At 70.3% G+C, this 18,307-nt stretch carries 17 protein-coding genes; 11 read left to right on the top strand and 6 right to left on the bottom strand.

Going from position 1 to position 18,307, the window contains the following annotated elements; translation table 11 throughout:
• Positions 1–80: 80 nt before the first annotated feature.
• The 7 genes from FM051_RS52020 to FM051_RS25825 all read left to right on the top strand — a co-directional run bounded on the left by FM051_RS52020 (position 81) and on the right by FM051_RS25825 (position 6,085).
• Entirely contained in the window at positions 81–1,337 is a 1,257-nt protein-coding gene (locus tag FM051_RS52020) for a cellulose-binding domain-containing protein (protein WP_238412650.1), read from the top strand.
• A gap of 85 nt (positions 1,338–1,422) precedes the next feature.
• Positions 1,423–2,868: a phenylacetate--CoA ligase family protein gene (locus tag FM051_RS25850; RefSeq protein ID WP_238412649.1), complete on the top strand. Its 1,446-nt coding sequence runs from the start codon at positions 1,423–1,425 to the stop codon at positions 2,866–2,868.
• Positions 2,865–3,065, top strand: coding sequence for a hypothetical protein (locus tag FM051_RS25845; protein ID WP_158847693.1), 201 nt, complete (start codon positions 2,865–2,867; stop codon positions 3,063–3,065). Before FM051_RS25850 ends, FM051_RS25845 begins: the two co-directional genes overlap by 4 nt.
• An 80-nt stretch (positions 3,066–3,145) precedes the next feature.
• Entirely contained in the window at positions 3,146–3,541 is a 396-nt protein-coding gene (locus tag FM051_RS25840; protein WP_158847691.1) for a nuclear transport factor 2 family protein, read from the top strand.
• A 76-nt stretch (positions 3,542–3,617) separates the two neighbouring features.
• Entirely contained in the window at positions 3,618–4,565 is a 948-nt protein-coding gene (locus FM051_RS25835; protein WP_158847689.1) for an alpha/beta fold hydrolase, read from the top strand.
• A gap of 42 nt (positions 4,566–4,607) precedes the next feature.
• The gene (locus FM051_RS25830) at positions 4,608–5,492 is read left to right on the top strand and encodes an alpha/beta fold hydrolase (RefSeq protein ID WP_158847687.1); all 885 of its coding nucleotides are present in this window, start codon (positions 4,608–4,610) and stop codon (positions 5,490–5,492) included.
• A gap of 5 nt (positions 5,493–5,497) precedes the next feature.
• Positions 5,498–6,085 carry an MFS transporter gene (locus tag FM051_RS25825; protein WP_202919019.1) on the top strand — a complete coding sequence of 196 codons (588 nt, stop codon included), beginning with the start codon at positions 5,498–5,500 and terminating at the stop codon, positions 6,083–6,085.
• A gap of 181 nt (positions 6,086–6,266) precedes the next feature.
• Here the strand turns inward: FM051_RS25825 and FM051_RS25820 are convergent, their stop codons facing one another.
• Entirely contained in the window at positions 6,267–7,151 is an 885-nt protein-coding gene (locus tag FM051_RS25820; protein WP_158847685.1) for an SDR family NAD(P)-dependent oxidoreductase, read from the bottom strand.
• A 308-nt stretch (positions 7,152–7,459) separates the two neighbouring features.
• Between FM051_RS25820 and FM051_RS25815 the strand changes: the two genes are divergently transcribed.
• A complete protein-coding gene (locus FM051_RS25815) occupies positions 7,460–8,080 on the top strand; it encodes a TetR/AcrR family transcriptional regulator (protein WP_158847683.1) in 621 nt (206 codons plus the stop codon).
• 250 nt (positions 8,081–8,330) lie between these two features.
• Here FM051_RS25815 and FM051_RS25810 read toward each other — a convergent pair whose 3' ends face one another.
• The 5 genes from FM051_RS25810 to FM051_RS25790 form a co-directional block, all read right to left on the bottom strand.
• Positions 8,331–8,519 (bottom strand): DUF5999 family protein, encoded by a 189-nt coding sequence (locus FM051_RS25810; protein ID WP_158847548.1) that lies wholly within the window; start codon positions 8,517–8,519, stop codon positions 8,331–8,333.
• Between the two features lie 172 nt (positions 8,520–8,691).
• Positions 8,692–9,336: a 2'-5' RNA ligase family protein gene (locus tag FM051_RS25805; protein ID WP_202919018.1), complete on the bottom strand. Its 645-nt coding sequence runs from the start codon at positions 9,334–9,336 to the stop codon at positions 8,692–8,694.
• Positions 9,333–10,715, bottom strand: a complete 1,383-nt coding sequence (locus FM051_RS25800) for an extracellular solute-binding protein (protein ID WP_158847681.1) — start codon at positions 10,713–10,715, stop codon at positions 9,333–9,335. The genes FM051_RS25805 and FM051_RS25800 overlap by 4 nt, the downstream gene beginning before the upstream one ends.
• 76 nt (positions 10,716–10,791) lie before the next feature.
• Complete coding sequence (locus FM051_RS25795; RefSeq protein ID WP_158847679.1) at positions 10,792–11,613, bottom strand: carbohydrate ABC transporter permease; 822 nt, start codon at positions 11,611–11,613, stop codon at positions 10,792–10,794.
• Positions 11,610–12,449, bottom strand: a complete 840-nt coding sequence (locus tag FM051_RS25790; protein ID WP_158847677.1) for a carbohydrate ABC transporter permease — start codon at positions 12,447–12,449, stop codon at positions 11,610–11,612. The genes FM051_RS25795 and FM051_RS25790 overlap by 4 nt, the downstream gene beginning before the upstream one ends.
• A 185-nt stretch (positions 12,450–12,634) precedes the next feature.
• On the opposite strand from FM051_RS25790, the gene FM051_RS25785 reads away from it, so the two are divergent.
• The 3 genes from FM051_RS25785 (at position 12,635) to FM051_RS25775 (ending at position 18,227) form a co-directional block, all read left to right on the top strand.
• Positions 12,635–13,312, top strand: a complete 678-nt coding sequence (locus tag FM051_RS25785) for an HAD family hydrolase (protein WP_158847675.1) — start codon at positions 12,635–12,637, stop codon at positions 13,310–13,312.
• On the top strand, positions 13,305–14,318 hold the full coding sequence (locus tag FM051_RS25780) for a LacI family DNA-binding transcriptional regulator (RefSeq protein ID WP_158847673.1): 1,014 nt from the start codon (positions 13,305–13,307) through the stop codon (positions 14,316–14,318). Before FM051_RS25785 ends, FM051_RS25780 begins: the two co-directional genes overlap by 8 nt.
• 174 nt (positions 14,319–14,492) lie before the next feature.
• A complete protein-coding gene (locus tag FM051_RS25775) occupies positions 14,493–18,227 on the top strand; it encodes a S8 family serine peptidase (RefSeq protein ID WP_158847671.1) in 3,735 nt (1,244 codons plus the stop codon).
• The last annotated feature ends 80 nt before the right edge of the window (positions 18,228–18,307 follow it).

The following is an 18,307-nucleotide window of genomic DNA, read 5'->3' as shown; positions in this document are numbered from 1 at the left end:
GGCTGTTACCCTCACGTTTTCACGCCGCCGCTCACGAACCCGCACCGGCAGTGTCGCCGGACGATTCGAAGGAGCACGAGGTGTTCAGACGAACAGGCTGGTCGCATTCACGGCGCGCTGCGGCCGTCGCAGCGGCGGTCCCCTTGGTGGTCGTCGGGTTGCTCGCCGTCGAAGGCGGCGCGTCCGCCGCCCCGGGGTGCTCGGTGGACTACCGCATCCAGAGCCAGTGGCAGGGCGGGTTCAGCGCGAACGTCACCATCCGCAACCTCGGCGACCCGATCAACGGCTGGCGCCTGGCCTGGCGGTTCCCCGGCAGCGACCGGCTCGCGCAGGGCTGGAACGCCGAGTTCACCGCCAACGGGGCCGACATCACGGCGTCCAACGTGAGTTGGAACGGGTCGTTGCCCACCAACGGGACCGCGGACTTCGGGTTCAACGGCACCGGCACCCCGGGCGTCCCGGCCTCGTTCGCGCTCAACGGCACGACGTGCACCGGCGGCACCGCACCGACCAGCACCACTACGACCAGCACCACTACGACCAGCACCACCACGACCACCACGCCGCCGACGACCACGACCACCCCGCCGACCGGGAGCGGCTGGAACCCGCCCGCGAACCTGGTCACCCCGCTCAACGAGGTGTGGCAGCACCAGGAGAGCACCTACGGCGACCTGTACGGGTTCCGCAACTACGGCTGGGACCAGATCTTCGCCAACGGCGGGTACCTGAACTTCTGCGTCCGCTGGGACTCCTCGGCCCCGGTCAGCGCCGCGCTGCGCGACCAGATCCACGCCAAGCTCGCCCAGCAGTACAAGAAGTGGACGGACGCCATGGTCGGTCACAACAACTTCCCGTACGCCTCCGTGCCGATCAAGGTCGTCGGCTGGGCGGTGCGCGACCGGAACCAGTTGCAGTGGTCGGACAACTCCGTCGACATCTACGTCAACGACATCCGCGAGAACGCGCCGCAGTGCGCCGAGGGGTGCGGGCGGTTCTTCAACCGCAACGGCACCTACCCCAACTGCCCCGGCGGCACGCCGCGGCACTACGACCAGTCGCTGTGGCTGACCGCCGGCATGGGTGGCGGCGCGGGTGGTGACTGGGGCCAGCGGATGGGCAGCGAGTACTTCGTCAACAGCCTCAACAGCAACGACGTGACGATCCTCCTGCACGAGATCGGCCACACCTACGGGCTGGACGACTTCTACGACTGGACGCCGTCCGGCGTGAACAACTTCATCATGAAGGCGGGCAGTTCGGCGTCGATCACCGACTTCGACCTCTGGATGCTGCGCGACTGGTGGCGACACCTGAAGAACCGCTACGGCTACTGACGCCCCGCTCCGAACCGACGCCACCGCACGGACTCCGGGTCTCCACACGCCAGACCCGGAGTCCGTCCGCTCTAAAGTGGGGTCCATGGACGTGGATCGCGCGGCACGGGAGGTGGTGGACATGCGGTCCTACTCGCCGCACGGCACCGAGGAGGCGCCGGTGCTGGAGCTGTTCCACCGGGTGGCCGCCACGGTGCCCGCGTACCGCAAGTTCCTGGCGGAGCACGACATCCGGCCCGACGACATCAGGACCGTGGACGCCTTCCGCGGCCTTCCGCTGACCGACAAGGAGAACTACCACCGCCGTTACCCGCTGCCCGAGCTGTGCCGCGACGGCAGGCTCGACGGGTGCGACATGGTGGCCGTGTCGTCCGGTTCGAGCGGCCAACCGACCGTGTGGCCGCGTTCCCTGCTCGACGAGAGGGCGGTCGCCCGCCGCTTCGAACAGGTGTTCCGCGACGCCTTCCGGGCGCACGAACGCAGCACCCTCGCCGTTGTCTGCTTCCCGCTGGGCACATGGGTCGGCGGCCTGTACACGATGTCGTGCCTGCGCTTGCTCGGACCGATGGGGAAGGGCTACCCGATCACGGTGGTCGCGCCGGGCAACAACAAGGCGGAGATCCTGCGTGTGCTGCCGGAACTGGCCGGGCACTTCGAGCAGGTCGTGCTGCTGGGTTACCCGCCGTTCGTGAAGGACGTGGTGGACACCGGTCTGGCCGCCGGGTTCGACTGGTCCCGGCACGCGGTGAAACTGGTGCTGGCGGGCGAGGTCTTCAGCGAGCAGTGGCGTGACCTCGTCGGCCGGCGGCTCGGCATGGCCGATCCCGTGCGGGACACGGCATCCCTGTACGGGACGGCGGACGGTGGCGTGCTCGGCAACGAAACCCCGCTGTCCGTGTCGATCCGGCGTTTCCTGGCCGGACGGCCGGAACTCTCGCGCGAGCTGTTCGGCGACTCGCGCCTGCCGACCCTGGTCCAGTACGACCCGACGAGCCGGTTCTTCGAGGAGCAGCGGGGAACCCTGCTGTTCTCCGGGGACAACGGCGTGCCCCTGATCCGCTACCACATCGCGGACGAGGGTGGTCTCGTGTCCCATGCGGACATGCTGGACTTCTGTGCCCGCAACGGTTTCACGCCGGACTTCGACAACGACGAGCCGTTCGTCTACGTCTTCGGGCGTTCGCTGTTCACGGTGTCGTTCTTCGGCGCCAACGTCTACCCCGAGAACGTGACGGTCGGCTTGGAGCAGCCGGGCGTGAGCGACTTCGTGACCGGTAAGTTCGTGCTGGAGACGGTCGCGGACTCCGACGAGAACACCGCGCTGCGGGTGACGGTCGAACTGGCTCCCGGGCGGACCGGTGACGCGGACCTGGTGGCGGCATCGATCCGGGACCAGTTGGTCCGGCTCAACAGCGAGTTCGCGCACTACGTCCCGGCGGAACGCCAACTGCCCCGAGTGGTCCTGCGCCCGACCGGAGACCCGGAGTACTTCCCGGTCGGCGTCAAGCACCGCTACACGCGACCGTCGTGACCGGGAACGCGGTCGCCGCAACCATCGGTCAGGCCGCCGCCGACGTCGACGGCGACCTGATCGCGTTGCGCCGGGATCTGCACCGGTGGCCGGAGTCGGCCGCCGACGAACGGGCGATCGAACCGATCGTGCTCGACTGCGAAATCATGCTCACGCCCAGCGAAGACCAGCCACCAGTGGATGCCGTCCAGAACTGAACAACATCCAAGCTTGCACGCCGTCCAACTTTCTGGTTGGGGTTTCAGCCATCGGCACCCCAGGAAAGCGAGCCAAGCGAATGTCGAGTCCCGATGAGATCGTCCGTGCCTTCGTCCAGGGCTGGAACGTGCCCGACCCCGATCCCGACCAGCTCAGCGCGTACTTCGCCGAAGACGTCGTCTACCACAACATCCCGCTGGAGCCCGTCGTCGGCCGTGCCGCCATCCGCGACGCCTTCGCGGCCTTCCTGAAGACCTTCGACGCCACCCACTGGGAGACCCACCACCAGGTCGCGTCCGGCAACGTGGTCATGAACGAACGCACCGACACGTACCACATCGGCGGGCGCGTGGGTCCCGTGCGGGTCATGGGCGTCTTCGAGGTCACCGACGGCCTCATCACCGGCTGGCGCGACTACTGCGACCTGGCCGAGGCCGGCCGAGCCCTGGACCTGCAGGGCGGGGAGGACGCCTGATCCAGGACCGGGAACGGCGCACGCCACCGGTCACACGCGCAGCACGGTCGCCGACCATCCACTTAGGAATGACACCATGACCACCTCCACCGGAGCACCCACGACCGTCGGCGCCGTCGACTCGGAGGAGCCGCTCAGCCCCGGCTACGACACGGCGACCAGGGACGACGCGGAGTTCAACGAGGATTTCCGGCACGGCTTCACCACCGTCGACGACGTGCAGATGCACTACGTCGTCGGCGGCGACGGACCGCAGGTCATGGTGTTGCTGCACGGCTGGCCGCACAGCTGGTACGTGTACCGCGACGTCATGGCCTCGCTGCTGCCCGGCCGCACCGTCATCGCCATCGACCTGCCGGGCATGGGCGACTCGACCGGGAACCCGCCGTCCATGGCCCGGACGGTCCTGGCGACCTACGTCCACCGGCTGCTCGACCGCCTCGGCCACCGCGAGAACGTGCAGGTCGTCGCCCACGACTTCGGCGTCGGCGTCGCCTACGCGCTCGCCGCCCAGTACCGCGAACAGGCGGCGGGACTGTTCCTCATGGACTACGGACTGCCCGGCAAGAACCTGAAGTTCGCCACCCTCGAACCGCTGTCGTGGCACTTCACCTTCAACAAGCAGTACCCGCTCGCGGAGGAACTGGTCACCGACCGGGTCGAGACCTTCCTCACCCGCTTCCTCCAGTCGATGAAGTCCGGCGAAGCCGAGCCCGTCTCCGACAACGAGCTGGCCGAGTACGTCCGGGTGTTCTCCCGCCCGCAGGTCCTGCACGCCGGCTTCGAGCTCTACCGGGTCTGGCCCCAGGACGAGGCGGACAACACCGCCCTGCAGGAAACCCCGCTGACCATCCCGGTCCGCCTGCTCACCCAGGCCGGCCTCGCACAGTTCACGCTGCCGTCCATCCAGGACGCCGCCCCCGATGCCACCGCCGACGACGTACCGGGCGCCGGGCACTTCCTCGTCCACGAAGCACCCGACCGCGTCCTGGCCGAGATCAACGCCTTCTACCCGACTTCCTGACCGCACGCCCCCCGGAATGTCCATTCCGGAAAGGATTTTCACATGACTTCCGTACCGTCCGATGCCGAACTCGCGCGGTCGCTGGACGGCGACTTCGAAAGCCGGCACGCCGAGGTCAACGGAACCGACCTACACTACGTGATCGGCGGCCAGGGCGACCCGCTGCTCCTGCTCGGCGGCTGGCCGCAGACCTGGTGGCAGTTCCGCAAGATCATGCCGTCACTCGCGCAGCGGCACCAGGTGATCGCGGTCGACCTGCGCGGCATGGGTTCCTCGGGCAAGCCGGAATCCGGCTACGACAAGAAGACGATGGCCGCCGACGTCCTCGCGCTGGCGCGCCACCTCGGACACGAACAGGTGGACATCGCCGGTCACGACATCGGCGCCCTCGTCGCCTACAGCTTCGCGGCCAACCACCCAGAAGCCGCGCGCCGGATCGCGCTGCTGGACGTGATGCACCCCGACGAGAGCTGGTTCCAGCACACCGTGCTGCCCCGACCCGGACGGCCGCTGCTGTGGTGGTTCGCGTTCAACCAGCTCCGCGGGCTGCCGGAGCAGTTGATCACCGGGCGTTCGCGGTACCTGATCGACTTCGTGCACGACGAGTCGACGCCCGATCCCGCCGCCATCGGCGACTTCGACCGGGCCGTCTACGCGCACGCCTACTCCACACCCGAGGCGATCCGGGCGTCGAACAGCTGGTACCGGGCATTCGGCCAGGACATCGAGGACGAGAAGGGCTACGGCCCGCTGACCCCGCCGATCCTCGCGTTGACCGGCGAGGGGCTCTACGACGCCGCGCGGGACGTGTTGTCCCGCAAGGCACTCGACGCCGAAGTCGTGAAGCTCGACGGCGCGGCGACGGCCTGCTCGGCACGGTCCGCGACTGCGGGCGGCTGTTCACCGACCGGGTCTACGTCGGACTGATCCTGGTGGCGGGGCTGACGGTCGCGGTGCTCTTCGCGTACGTGAGCGGCTCGTCCTTCGTCTTCCAGCAGGAGTACGGGATGAGCGAGCAGCAGTTCGCCCTCGTCTTCGCCGGGGGCGCGGTCGGGCTGATCGGCGCGACCCAGCTCAACGTGCGGCTGCTGCGCCGCTGGTCACCGCAACGGATCCTGGCCGGCTCGCTGCTCGGCGGACTGGTCGCCGGGGTGGTCCTGCTGGTCTGCGCGCAGACCGGGTTCGGCGGACTCGCCGGCGTGCTCGTCCCGCTCTGGACCGTGCTCGCCACGGTGGGCCTGTCCCTGCCCAACGCCCCGGCGCTCGCCCTGGCCCGACACGGCGAGACGGCCGGCACGGCCGCCGCGCTGCTCGGAGCCGCCCAGTCCGGTGTCGGCGCCCTGGCCGCGTCGCTGGTCGGCGTCCTCGGCGTCGGCTCGATGGCGACGGCGATGGCGATGGCGATCGTGGTGGCCGGCAGCGCGTTCGCCGCGAACGTGGTGCTCTGGCTGGTCGTCCGGCCGCGTCGGCTGCCCACCGACGAGGAGTCGCTCGAACCGGCGATCGCGGTCGCCCACTGAGCGCCGGGCGCCGTCACGGACAGATTTTCGGAGTACACCGGCAATAGAGCCGGTTTGTGCGGGGTCGGCCGGTATCCCTCGTGACCGGCACGCGCAACGCCGAGCTCTGCCGTGAGCTCGGCGCCGATGGCGTGCTCGACCACACCGCGACTGTGCGGCAGGAACGGAAATCCAGGCCGCGTCAGTCCGTTGACGCCTTGGACGGTTCGCTGTGCTGTTGCTGGGCAGGGGACTGCAGACCGGTCAGCTCTGCCGATCGCTCCCACAGCTGCCTGGCCAGGCGCTGGTCGTTGGCCTGCGCGTTCCTGGGTTCCTCGCGGATGAGCCGGTGGAAGTACGCGCCGTTCACCGAGTGCGGGTCGGTGGTGGCCAGGTGCAGCAGTGGTTCGGCGCCCTTCTCGGGGGAGAGGATGAGGGCCTTGCCGAGCGCGGACTTCATGATCGCCCGTTGCCACGCGCTGTCGCGGGCGACGTCGGTGGCGACGCTTCCGGGGTGGAAGGCGGAGGTGGTGATGCCGGTGCCCTGCGTCCGCCGGGCCAGTTCGCCGGTGAACAGGATGGTGGCGAGCTTGGACGTCCCGTACACGCCCAGGTTGCGGTAGCGGGTCTTGGTGCTGTCCAGGTCGGCCAGGTCGAGGTGCGCCTTGCGGTACCGCATGCTGCCCGTGTTGATCACGCGTGCGCCGTCCGTGGAAGCGGTCAGCCGGTCCAGGAGCAGGTTGGTCAGCAGGAACGGGGCCAGGTGGTTGACCTGGAAGGTCATCTCGTGGCCGTCGACGCTGGTCTTGCGGGTCCGGAAGATGGCGCCCGCGTTGTTGGCCAGGACGTCGATCCGCTCGTAGGTGTCCAGCAGGTCGGCGGCGAGCCTGCGCACGTCGTCCAGCGATCCGTAGTCGACCAGGTGCGCCCGGCCGCCGACCTGTGCCGCGACCGCCGCGGTCTTCTCCGGTGACCGGCCCACTACCGCCACGGTCGCGCCCAGCTCGGCGAAGCGACGTGCCGCCGCCTCACCGATCCCGGCGCTGGCGCCCGTGACCACCACCGTCTTGCCCTGGAAGTCCGTCATGTCGCTCACTGTCCTTTCTGATCGGTCGAAGCCGTCGCGCCGGGATGCTTCCGCCCGCGGTGCCCCGGACGGCGCTGTCGGTCCGGTCCGCGGGCACCGGGACTCCGGGGGATTCGAGGAACCAGCGCATCAGAGCTGGAACGCGACGACGTTGGCGAGGATTGCTCAGGCCGATCTAGTTGGCCGTGGTCTCGTGCCACGCCGACCTTCATCGACCCCTCCTCGGTAACTGGCAGTTGACTGCCAATTCATCCTGGGGCTGACGTTAGCACAAGTGGCAGGCGACTGTCGGTTGCTATGCTGACGTGGTGACCACCGAGACCGAGCGGCACCTCCGCGCCGATGCCGCGCGCAACGCCGAGCGGATCCTCCGCGCCGCGCGCGAGGTCTACGCCGACGTCGGTCCGGAGGCACCCCTCGACGAGATCGCCCGCCGCGCGGGCGTGGGCACCCGAACGCTCTACCGCCGCTTCCCCAACAAGGAAGAACTCGTCCGCGCGGTCCTCGAACAGAGCTTCGCCGAGGACCTGACCCCCGCCATCGAGCGGGCGCTGAACGACGACGACCCCAGGAACGGCCTGGTCACCCTGCTGGAGGCCATGCTGTCCATGGTCGACCGCGACCGCAACACCCTCGCCGCCGCGAACAACTCCGGCGCCCTCACCACCGAGATCAGCGCCCCGCTGCTCGACTCGCTGACCCTGCTCACCCGCCGCGGCCAACAGGCCGGCCTCATCCGCGCCGATCTCGTCCCCGAGGACACGCACCGGATCCTGGGCATGCTCGTCAGCGTGCTGTGGAGCACGGCTCCCCGGGCCGACGGCTGGCGGCGCTACGTCGCTCTCGTCCTGGACGCCCTGTCGCCCGAGGGGGCCACCCCCCTGCCACCCCTCACCCCCTTCGTGCGGGGCGACAACTGCCTCATGTGATCAGGTGGGCCTGGACTTCGACCTGGTCATGGCACCGCAGGACATACAAAAACGGGACGGGCGGCGCGTGAGTGGCATGAGGGGATGTCACTCGCGCGCCGCCTGTCCCGTCGGGACCGGTGCACTGCGGCGTCCGGATATAGACGTCGAGTCGGGGGAACACCGGGTTGAGCGGTGGGTGTCGTCGTCGACACCCTGTGCGGCCGGTCGCCGGGGTTGGGGACGCTCGGCGGCCGGGGTCTGGGGTTGGTCAGGCCGCGACCAGTTCGTAGACGGGGGCGACGACGCGGTGGTCGGAGAGCATCAGGCCGCCGTCGTCGAACAGGACCACGCCGTTGCACAGCAGGTACCAGCCCTGCTCGGGGTGGGAGGTGACGATGCGGGCGTTCTGGCCGTTGGCGTCCGTTCCGGACGGGCACGGGGGCTGGTGCTGGCACATGATTGACGCTCCTGGCGGCCCATCGGTCGATCCCTCAACCAACCTGTGTGCGCTGGGTCGTGTGTCAATAGCCTGCGCCTCCCGCTACCCACGAACATCCGGAGAACTACGTATACGGGTGCGCAAGTCGGCAAGGTACGTATGGACGGGAAGACGTGAGTCGACCCCGTGGTCAGCCCGGAAGCCGCCAGGTGTGCACGTGTTCCCATGTCAAGGTGCGCCACCAGCGACCGGTCCAGTCGTCGCTCCGGGTTCGGTAGAGGGTGACCGTGTCGCCGGTGAACCGGTCCGGGTGTTCGACGGGCAACCCGCGTGCGTACTCCTCGATCTCCTCCCGCAGGTCAGGCCGTTCGAACAGGTCGTGCGAGGCCAGTGACAGGTGGGCGCGGAAGGTCGCGCGGTCGAAGCGGTGCTCGTCCGGGTTCGGGGCGGGGGTCACCAGCGGGGCGACGGCCTTGTCGACGGTGGCCGCGAGTTCGACGAGTGCCTGGTTCGGCGTGGTCCCGTCGGCCAGGTGGTGGACGTCGTAGACCAGCCCCACGCCCAGTCCGCTGATACCGGCGTTGTGGACGGTGAACGCGCTGGTTCCGGCGATCCCGTCGGTCACCGCTTCGACGATGGCCTCGACGGGGGCGTTGATGTGCTGGCTGCCGACGAGGGTCGCGTGGGGCGGGAACGCGCCTGCGGAGACGAACCCGTACTGGGCCCGCAGTTGCGACGTCACTGCGGTCACCATCGCGCAGGTGGTCGGGTCGGGGCGCAGGTAGACGCCGTAGCGGTAGGGGTCACCGGGGGCCTTCGCGAAGCGCTCTCTCACTGTCCTGCCTGCTCACGGTAGTCGTTGATCTTGGTGGTGCCGGCTTGTTGCGCCGCCGCGAGCGCCTGGTCCAGCGGGAGGGCTCCGCTGAACGCCTGCTGCATCTGGGGCACGACCACGGCGCGGATCCCGGACATCGCGCCGGTCAGGCACCCGGACGTGGCCGGGGTCGCCGGGGTGTCGGCGAACTGCTTCCCGAGCACGGCGTGGTCCGGGTTGGCGGCCAGGAACGCCTGCCAGGTGGGCGAGTCGTCGACGGCCGTGTTGACGGGCGCGTAGCCGGACGCCTGGGAGAACCGCTCCTGCACGGCGGCGGAGGCCAGGTGGCTGATGACCTTCCAACTGGCCACCTGTTCGGCTTCGCTGTGCCCGACGGCGTCCAGCCACATGGCGGCTCCACCGATCACCGCTCCGGCGCTCGACCGGTCGCCGGACAAGGGGTAGGGCAGGGCGCTGTACCCCTTCATGCCCGCTTTCCTGATGCTGCCGATCGCGCCGCTGGAGTTGAACATCATGGCGACCTTGCCCGCGACGAACGCCGACAGCGCCGCGTTGCCGTCCGCGCCGGTGTCGAGGCCGACACCATCGGTGTAGAGCTTCGCCATGGTGCCGATCGCCCGGCGCTGGGCGTCGCCGGTCAAGGAGAGCGCGGTGGCCCCGCCGGCCTCCCGGCCGTTGCCGGGAGTGCAGTAGAGCGCTCCCGCACCGGCGCTGAGCTGCTCGAACCACCAGCCGTCCATGGGCTGGACGATGCCCTTGACCTCGGGAACCGCAGTGTGGATCTTGCGAGCGGCCGCGGCCACCCCGTCCAGGGTGCCGAGCGTCGAGCGGTCCACACCGGCACGGGCCAGCAGGTCGTCGTTGACGTACAGCAACGGCATCGACGTGTTGAGCGGCACGGCGAGCAGTCGGCCGTCCGCCGTGTAGTAGCCGCGCGCCGCCGGGCGGATCTGGTCGAGATCGAGGTCGGCCGGGTTCGCCGCGGCCATCGCCTGCGCGGACACCGTCTGCCCGGCGTCGCGGAGGAAACCGCTGGTGACGTCGTTCGTCACCATGATGCTCGGCGTGCTCTTGTCCCGGACCGCGGAGGTGTACTTGGCGATGGCGTCGGCATAGCTGCCCTGGAACGCGGCCTTCACCTCGATCCTGCCGCTGTTGGCCGAGTTGAAGGCGTCGATCTCGGCTTGCAGTGCCTCACCCGCGGCCCCACCGATGCCGTGCCAGAGGGTCACGGTGACGGGACCGGTCGCGGAGGCCAGCGCCGACGGACCCGGCGCGGCCGTCGGAGCGGTCGCCTGGTCCGCGGAGCCGCCGCAGGCGGTGAGCGTTGTCGCGATGGCGGCGATGAGCACGCCCGTGACGCGAAGGCGTAGGGACATGGCGGTGCCTTTCTCTGTGATCGCTCGGCTGTGAGCCGCCCTGGGAACCAGGTGCGGGCGGGTGTGCGGGAACGGTTCAGGTGGTGACGCGGCTTGCCAGGCCGCGGAGCAGGAAGCGCTGGCCGAGCAGGACCAGCAGCAGGGTCGGCAGCAGGACGAGCAGCGTGCCGGCGTAGATCACGGCGGGTGTGGTGGCCTGTTCGACGACGAGCTGGGCGAGGCCGACCTGGATGGTGCGCCGATCCGGTGAATCGGTGATCAGCAACGGCCAGAAGTAGCCGTTCCACGCCGACAAGGCGCACCACATCGCCGCCGTGACGAGCTGCGGCCGGGCCATGGGCAGCACGACGTGCAGCAGCGCCCGCAGGTCACCGCAGCCGTCCATGCGGGCGGCTTCCCAGGTCTCCCGCGGCTGGTCGAGGAACGCCTGGCGGAGCAGGAAGACCGCGTACCCCGCCGCCAGGTACGGGACGGCGATCCCGAGCAGGGTGTTCCGCAGCCCGAGCGCGGTGACGAGTTCGAAGTTCGGGATGACCAGGCTTTCGCCCGGGATGGCCAGGGTCGCGAGCACCACGGCGAAAACGACACCCCGACCGCGCCACCGGGGAAACGCGAACGCATAGGCGGCCAGCACAGCGGTGACCAGCTGCGCCCCCGACTGGAGCACCGTCACCAGCACGCTGACGAGGTACTGCTCGGCCAGCGGGGCGGACTGCAGCGCCTCGCGCAGGTTGTCCAGCGTCAACCGGGTAGGGATGGGGATGAGCCGGCCCGAGGCGACGTCGCCCTGCGGCAGCAGCGCCGTGACCACGGTGACGTAGACGGGGAACGCGATGACCGCGCTGATCGCGACGAGCCACAGCCAGCGCAGCACGGAACCGAACCGTGCCCGTGTCATGCCGACCTCCGCACGATGAGGAACTGGACTCCGGTGACGACGAGGACTGCCAGCAGCAGGACCAGCGCCAGGGCCGATGCCGAGCCGAAGCTGGGCAACGCCTCGCCGAACGCGCGCCGGTACAGCTCGTAGACCACCGTCGACGTCGCGTCCGCCGGGCCGCCCCTGGTGAGCACCTGGACCTGCGTGAACACCTGCAGACCGCTGATGGTCTGGGTCACCAGGAGGAACACCAGGCTCGGCCGGAGCATCGGGATGATCACCGACCACGCCGTCCGCAGCCCGGATGCGCCGTCGAGCGCGGCGGCCTCGATGACCTGCTGGTCGATCTGGTTGAGCGCCGCCAGCAGGACCAGGAAGGAGAACCCGAACTCGTACCAGGCCGTGGCGACCGAGATGCTGAGGAGGGCCCACACGGGCGACTCCAGCCATTGCGGCCCGCCGACCCCGATACCGGCCAGCAACTCGTTGATCGTGCCGACCGCCGGGGCGAACAGGCCGGCGAACACCGCCGACGCCGCCGCTGCCGAGTAGGCGAACGGCAGTGACAGCAGCACCGACACCACCGCACGCGGCCGGCGGGCGGCCCGGCGCAGGGGGAGGGCTGCGGCGAGCGCCCCGCCGACGGCGAGCAGCACGCTGAGTGCGGTGATGACGGCCGTGGTCACCAGCGCCCGGCGCAGCCGCGGGTCGGTGACCAGCTCGATGTAGTTGGCGGCGCCGACGAACCGGGTGGGGTTACCCAGGAGGTCGGTGCCGTGCAGGCTCAGGAAGGCACCGCGGACGACGGGCCAGTAGGCGAACACGAGCAGCAGCCCGAGACACGGTAGGACCATCAGCGGCCCAGTCAGCCCCCGCCTGCGATGAAGGCGAGGTGGAACGTTCCCATCCACGGGTGGAACGTTCCCATTTTCCGGCGTTCAAGGGAAGAGGGGAGGGTGGTGAACGCTTCGCGAACTTGCGTTGAGCTGTGGGTTGTGATGGCCCTAATGGCTGGTAGAGCCCGAATGGGCATGGACTCGTGCGACAGGATCGCTATCATCGTGTTGTGGAACGTTCCCAATACAGCCCGGCGGCAGTGGTCGTCTTCGATCTCGGTGGCGTCCTGGCGCCGACGGGAAGGTCGCTGACCGCCCTCGCCGACGCTCTCGAGGTGCCGGAAAACGATCTCGCAGGGCCGTACTGGGCGTACCGTGACGCCTATGATCTTGGTGCCGGCGCGGCCGAGTACTGGTACCGCGTCACCGCGGCGCTCGGGCGCTCCCCGGACGCCGGACTGGTCGGCCGGCTCGACGAGATCGATGTCGAGTGCTGGACGGAGATCGCGGCCGACGCGGCGGCGTTGCTCGCCGACCTGGCGGCACGGGGCATCCCGCTCGGAGTCCTGTCCAACGCCCCGGCATCGCTGGCGAGGGCGGTCCGGGCCGCGGCGTGGAGCCCCCTCTTCAGGACGCTGGTCTTCTCCTCCGACCTGGGGATGATGAAGCCGGATCCGTTGATCTACCGCGCCGCCGATGCGGAACTGGGGGTCTCGCCCTCGGACGTCGTGTTCTTCGACGACCGCCCGGTGAACGTCGAGGCGGCCCGCGAGCACGGCTGGCGGGCACACGTGTGGACGGGATGCGAACAGGCGCGGGCGGTGCTCGCCGGTGAGACGGTGCTCGCCAGTCTCGCCAGTGAGGATGGGGTCGATGGCTGAGCGGCACCGCAACCCGACGATCATCGACGTGGCCGAGCGCGCCGGGGTCTCGAAGTCGGTCGTCTCGCGGGTGGTCTCCGGGCGGGGCAGCGTCGGGGAGGAGACGCGTCGGCGGGTTCTCGATGCCGCACAGGACTTGGGCTACGTCGTCAACGCGGTCGCACGAGCCATGGTGGCTCACCGCACCTACACCGTCGGGGTGTTCGTCCGTGACGCCGCGACACCGTTCTACGGGCACCTGCTCACCGCCCTCCAAGAGCGTGCCGCATCCCACGGCTACCGGGTGGTGACCGCGACCGGGTCCGGTCGGTTCGCGGTGGCCGACGAGCACCGGGCCCTGGAGACCCTGGTGATGCTGCGCGTCGAGGCCCTGATCGTGTGCAGTGGGATCCTGCCCGCCGCGCAGATCGTCCCCTTCGCCGAACGGCTGCCGACGGTCGTGGCCGGACGTCCGGAGACCCACGGGAGCATCACGAGCGTCTTCTGCGACGAGGAGGAGGGCGGCGCCGCACTTGCCGATCACGTCGTCGATCTGGGGCACCGGAACGTCGCGGTGATCACGGTGCCGGTGAGCAACTCCGTGACGATGGGCCCGCGGACGGCGGCCATGGCCAGGCGCCTGCGGGAGCGGGGAGCGCGGGTCCTGGAGGTCGTCGGCCCGCATCGGGAGATGGCGGGCGGGTGGGCCACCGAGATCCTGCGGCATCCGGAGATCACCGCGGTGATGGCGCCCAGCGACCGGCACGCGGTCGCGTTCCTCGAACAGCTCCAGCTGCGCAACGTCGCCGTTCCCCAAGACCTGTCGGTCACCGGCTACGACGGCATCGGCGACCTGGTCAGCCCGTTGATCGGGCTGACGCACTGGCGCCAGCCGATCGAGTTGATCGGTGAGCGGGCCGTCGACACCTTGGTGCGCCTGCTCGACGGGGAACAGCCGCCGGACCACCACCAGGCGCTGTCCGGTTCGCTGGTGGTCGGGCGGACAACGGCCCCGCCCACCCGGTGAACCAGTACGACCCCACCCGTTGAACCAGTACGACAGCGACCACCCGCGCCACGGCTGACGAGCCGTAACTCGTTTTCCCCCGGATGGCGCAGTGCTGTCTGTGTGATCCGTGCAACGCCGAGCTGCCCTGAGGCGTCAACATCAAATGGGGCAAAACTCGATGGGGGAGTGCGCATGAAACGACGAGTGCGGTTACTCGCGGGCGTGGCGGCTCTGGCCGCCGCGATGGCGACGGCGCCGCTGGGAGCGGGAGTGGGCAGCGCGGCGGCGGTCCCGTCGGCGCAGGGCGCTCCGACCGCGTCCGGCGGGCAGTGGGTCACCTTGGTCAGCGGGCACCGCGTGTTCGTCTCGCGCAACGCGCAGGGCCGGTGGTCGGTGCTCACCGAGCCCGAGGCAGGCGGCAGGCCCGGCGCGTTCATCCAGTACGCCAAGCGCAACGGCGCCGAGACCGACCTGTACGTGGTGCCGCAGGAGGCGGCGGCGCTGGTGCGGTCCGGGACGCTGGACGCGGAGCTGTTCAACGTCTCCGGACTGATCCGGCAGCGCTACGACGACGCACGCAGCGACACGATGCCGCTGCTGGTCGAGTACGCGGACGTGACCGCGGTCGCGGCGCCCGAGGGCGCGCGGATCGAGCGGGAGTTGCCCGACCTGCGCTTGGCGGCCGTCGCCGAGCGCAAGGCCGACGCGCGCCGGTTCTGGTCGGCGGTCACCGGCGGCCAACCGGGCGCGGCCCAGCTGGCGGGTGGCCCCCGCCGGATCTGGCTGAACTCGCGCATCCAGGCGGCGCTGGACGTCAGCGTCCCGCAGACCGGCGCGCCCGCCGCGTGGGCCGACGGCCTGACCGGCCAGGACGTCACGGTGGCCGTGCTGGACACCGGCTACGACAGCACGCACCCCGACCTGGTGGACAAGGTCGCGGTCAGCCAGGACTTCAGCGGCACGGGCAGTGCACGGGACGGCAACGGGCACGGTACGCACGTCGCCTCCACCATCGCGGGCTCCGGCGCGGCGTCGGGCGGCAAGTACAAGGGCGTCGCGCCGGGCGCCAAGCTGGCCATCGGCAAGGTGCTCGACGACAACGGGTCGGGCCAGATGGACGACGTCATCGCCGGGATGCGGTGGGCGGCAGCCGAAGCCGGGGCCAAGGTGGTGAACCTGAGCCTGGGCTCGGGCCCCACCGACGGCACCGACCCGGCGTCGCAGGCGATCAACGCCCTGAGTGCCCAGTACGGCGCGCTGTTCGTGGTGGCGGCCGGGAACTGGGGCAGTGACGAGGCGGTTTCCAGCCCGGCGTCGGCCGACGCGGCGCTCGCGGTCGGCAGCGTCACCAAGTCCGGCGCGCTGTCGGACTTCTCCAGTCGCGGTCCGCGGCTGACCGACGCCGCGGTCAAGCCGGAGATCGCCGCGCCGGGCTCGGACATCGTCGCGGCCAAGGCCGTGGACGCGCGGATCGGCGAGCCGGTGGACGAGCACTACACCAAGCTGTCCGGCACGTCGATGGCCACGCCGCACACCGCGGGCGCGGCGGCGATCCTGGCCCAGCGGCACCCGGACTGGACCGGTGAACGCCTCAAGGCGGCGCTGGTGGGCACGGCCGCGCCGGTGGCGGACGCGGGCGTGTACGCGGTCGGCGGCGGTCTGGTCGACGTGGCTCGGGCGACGAAGCAGGAGGTCCAGGTCGCGCCCGGCACGGTCAACTCCTACCTGAAGTGGCCCGGCACCCAGCCGGACGCGCGCGTGGTGACCTACACCAACCCCACCGCCGCGCCGATCACCCTGGCGCTGGACCTCAAGCTGGCCGACGCACAGGGGCAGGCTCCGCCGGCCGGGTTGGCCGTGCTGTCCGCGTCCGCGGTGACGATCCCGGCCGGGGGCAAGGCGGACGTCACGCTGACGTTGACGCCGCGATCGGGCAAGCCGGGCGTGTACGGCGGCGTGCTCACCGCGACCTCGGCGGACGGCGCGATCCGGCTGCGCACCCCGGTAGGTGTGCACGACGAGCCGGAGAAGCACGACCTGACCGTGGCGGTGAAGAACCGCGACGGCGCCGCACCGGGGCCCCAGGACCGCACCGTCGCGCTGGTGGTCAACGTCGACAACGGTGACGTGTGGTTCGGCTCTCCGGGGGAGACGCTCCGGGTGCCCGCGGGCAGGTACTCGGTGGTCGGCGCCGCGAGCACGCCCAGGCCGGGCGCACTGCCGCTGGAGAGCACCTTCGTCGACCCCGACGTGCGGGTGTCGCGCACCACGACGGTGAACTTCGACCTGCGCAAGGGCAAGCGGGTCTCGCACACCACCGACCAACCCGCGGCGCGCGGCGGCGTGTGGAACTCGCAGTTCCGCTTCTCGATCACCGACCGCCCGGAGTACCCGACGGGCTTCTCCTACGGGGCAGACCCCCGGTTCACCGAGCTGTACACGCAGTCGGAGGAGCGGCGGTTCGTGCCCTGGTTCGGTTACGCGGACAACCTCCGCCTGGAGGAGCCCCAGCTGGAGGTGTACGCCGAGGGACCGCAGCGGTTCGAGCTGCCCGCGGGCTGGCTCCGCGGCTCGCCGACGCCCAGCGGGACCCAACGGCTGGCGACCGTCCACGGTGGACAGGGCACGCCCGAGGACCTGGCGGGCGTCGACGCCAAGGACAAGCTCGTGGTGCTGGAGCTGCCCGGTGAGATGACGTACGACGAGGTCTACGCGCGCATCCGGGCGGTCAAGGACGCGGGCGGCAAGGTGGTGGCGGTCGGCGTCCTGGAGGAGACCGCGACGGCGGACCGGCTGGACGACGAGTTCCCGGCCGTGCTGCCGACGCTGCGGCTGTACGAAGAGCCGGGCAGGCGGTTCGCCGACCTGGCCCGGAAGGGCGGGCTGACGACGAGCTTCACCGCCCGGTCCAGCAGCGCCTACCGCTACGAACTGGCCTACCCGTCACCGGGGCAGCTGCCCCGGCAGCTGACCACGGTGGCCAAGACCGCCGACCTCGCCGCGGTGCGCATGGTCTACCACGGCGGAACCGAGCAGGAGCCGCCGATCACCACCGCCTCGGTGGAAGGGCTGGACGGCGAGATCAGCACCCAGTGGGGGCTGGCCGGTGTGCCGCACGCCGAACGCGTCGAGCACTTCACGCCGGGTAAGTGGCGCATCGGGGTGGGAGGCTGGTGGGCCGCGGCGGGCACCGGCTACGAGCAGGCAACCCTGGAGCGCGGCAAGTCCTACCGGATGGAGTGGAACGCGGCGGTGGCCGGGCCCGGTTTCGCCGGCACGACCACCAACGAGCTGGGCGAGAACCACCCGTGGGTCTGGCGCACCGGCCAGCTGTTGGACATCACGGTGCCGTTCTTCACCGACGCCGCCGGGCACGCCAGGGCGGCCGAGCCGTTCTTCGGCTACGACAAGGGTTCGACCACGCTGCACCTGGACGGCCGTGTCGTCGGCACGCAGGACCAGCCGGGACGCGGTGTGTTCGTGGTGCCCGGTGACGAGGGCACGTACCGGTTGACCGCCGACGTCAGCCGGGAGAACCTGCCGTGGTGGCCGCTGTCCACGAAGGTCAGCGGCAGCTGGACGTTCCGCTCCGGGTTCCGCCAGGGACCGGGTGGGGCGCTCCCGCTGCTCTCGGTGGGCTTCGCACCCGCCGTCGACCTGCACAACGTCGCGCCAGGCGGGCAGTTCACCTTCCCGGTCACGGTGAACAGGCAGGACAAGACGCCCGACACGAAGTCGTTGGAGCTGGAGATCTCCTTCGACGACGGCGCCACCTGGACGCCGGTTCCGGTCAGCCGTGACGGCACGCGGTGGACGGCGACCGTCACCAACCCGGCCGGCGGGTTCGCATCGCTGCGCGCCAAGGCATCCGACGCGGACGGCAACGCCGTGGAGCAGACCGTGATCCGGGCGTACCGGATCGGCTGACCGGCGGTCCGAGCGCAGGGCGGGTTGTCCGGGCACGTCCCGGACAACCCGCCGCGGTCCGTTGTCCCGGCGCTCTAGGC

It is taken from the genome of Saccharothrix deserti, from assembly GCF_009769385.1.
Taxonomy (GTDB): domain Bacteria; phylum Actinomycetota; class Actinomycetes; order Mycobacteriales; family Pseudonocardiaceae; genus Actinosynnema; species Actinosynnema deserti.
Note: the sequence above shows the minus strand (reverse complement) of the source record. Positions and strands in the feature narration are given on the sequence as shown.

What these genes read in the sequence shown, in the direction of transcription:
- FM051_RS25780 (WP_158847673.1), top strand. Translation starts at nt 13,305, where the DNA reads ATGGCTGAGCGGCACCGCAACCCGACGATCATCGACGTGGCCGAGCGC.
- FM051_RS25835 (WP_158847689.1), top strand. Translation starts at nt 3,618, where the DNA reads ATGACCACCTCCACCGGAGCACCCACGACCGTCGGCGCCGTCGACTCG.
- FM051_RS25850 (WP_238412649.1), top strand. Translation starts at nt 1,423, where the DNA reads ATGGACGTGGATCGCGCGGCACGGGAGGTGGTGGACATGCGGTCCTAC.
- FM051_RS25775 (WP_158847671.1), top strand. Translation starts at nt 14,493, where the DNA reads ATGAAACGACGAGTGCGGTTACTCGCGGGCGTGGCGGCTCTGGCCGCC.
- FM051_RS25800 (WP_158847681.1), bottom strand. Translation starts at nt 10,715, where the DNA reads ATGTCCCTACGCCTTCGCGTCACGGGCGTGCTCATCGCCGCCATCGCG.
- FM051_RS25830 (WP_158847687.1), top strand. Translation starts at nt 4,608, where the DNA reads ATGACTTCCGTACCGTCCGATGCCGAACTCGCGCGGTCGCTGGACGGC.
- FM051_RS25810 (WP_158847548.1), bottom strand. Translation starts at nt 8,519, where the DNA reads ATGTGCCAGCACCAGCCCCCGTGCCCGTCCGGAACGGACGCCAACGGC.
- FM051_RS25820 (WP_158847685.1), bottom strand. Translation starts at nt 7,151, where the DNA reads ATGACGGACTTCCAGGGCAAGACGGTGGTGGTCACGGGCGCCAGCGCC.
- FM051_RS25790 (WP_158847677.1), bottom strand. Translation starts at nt 12,449, where the DNA reads ATGGTCCTACCGTGTCTCGGGCTGCTGCTCGTGTTCGCCTACTGGCCC.
- FM051_RS25795 (WP_158847679.1), bottom strand. Translation starts at nt 11,613, where the DNA reads ATGACACGGGCACGGTTCGGTTCCGTGCTGCGCTGGCTGTGGCTCGTC.
- FM051_RS25840 (WP_158847691.1), top strand. Translation starts at nt 3,146, where the DNA reads ATGTCGAGTCCCGATGAGATCGTCCGTGCCTTCGTCCAGGGCTGGAAC.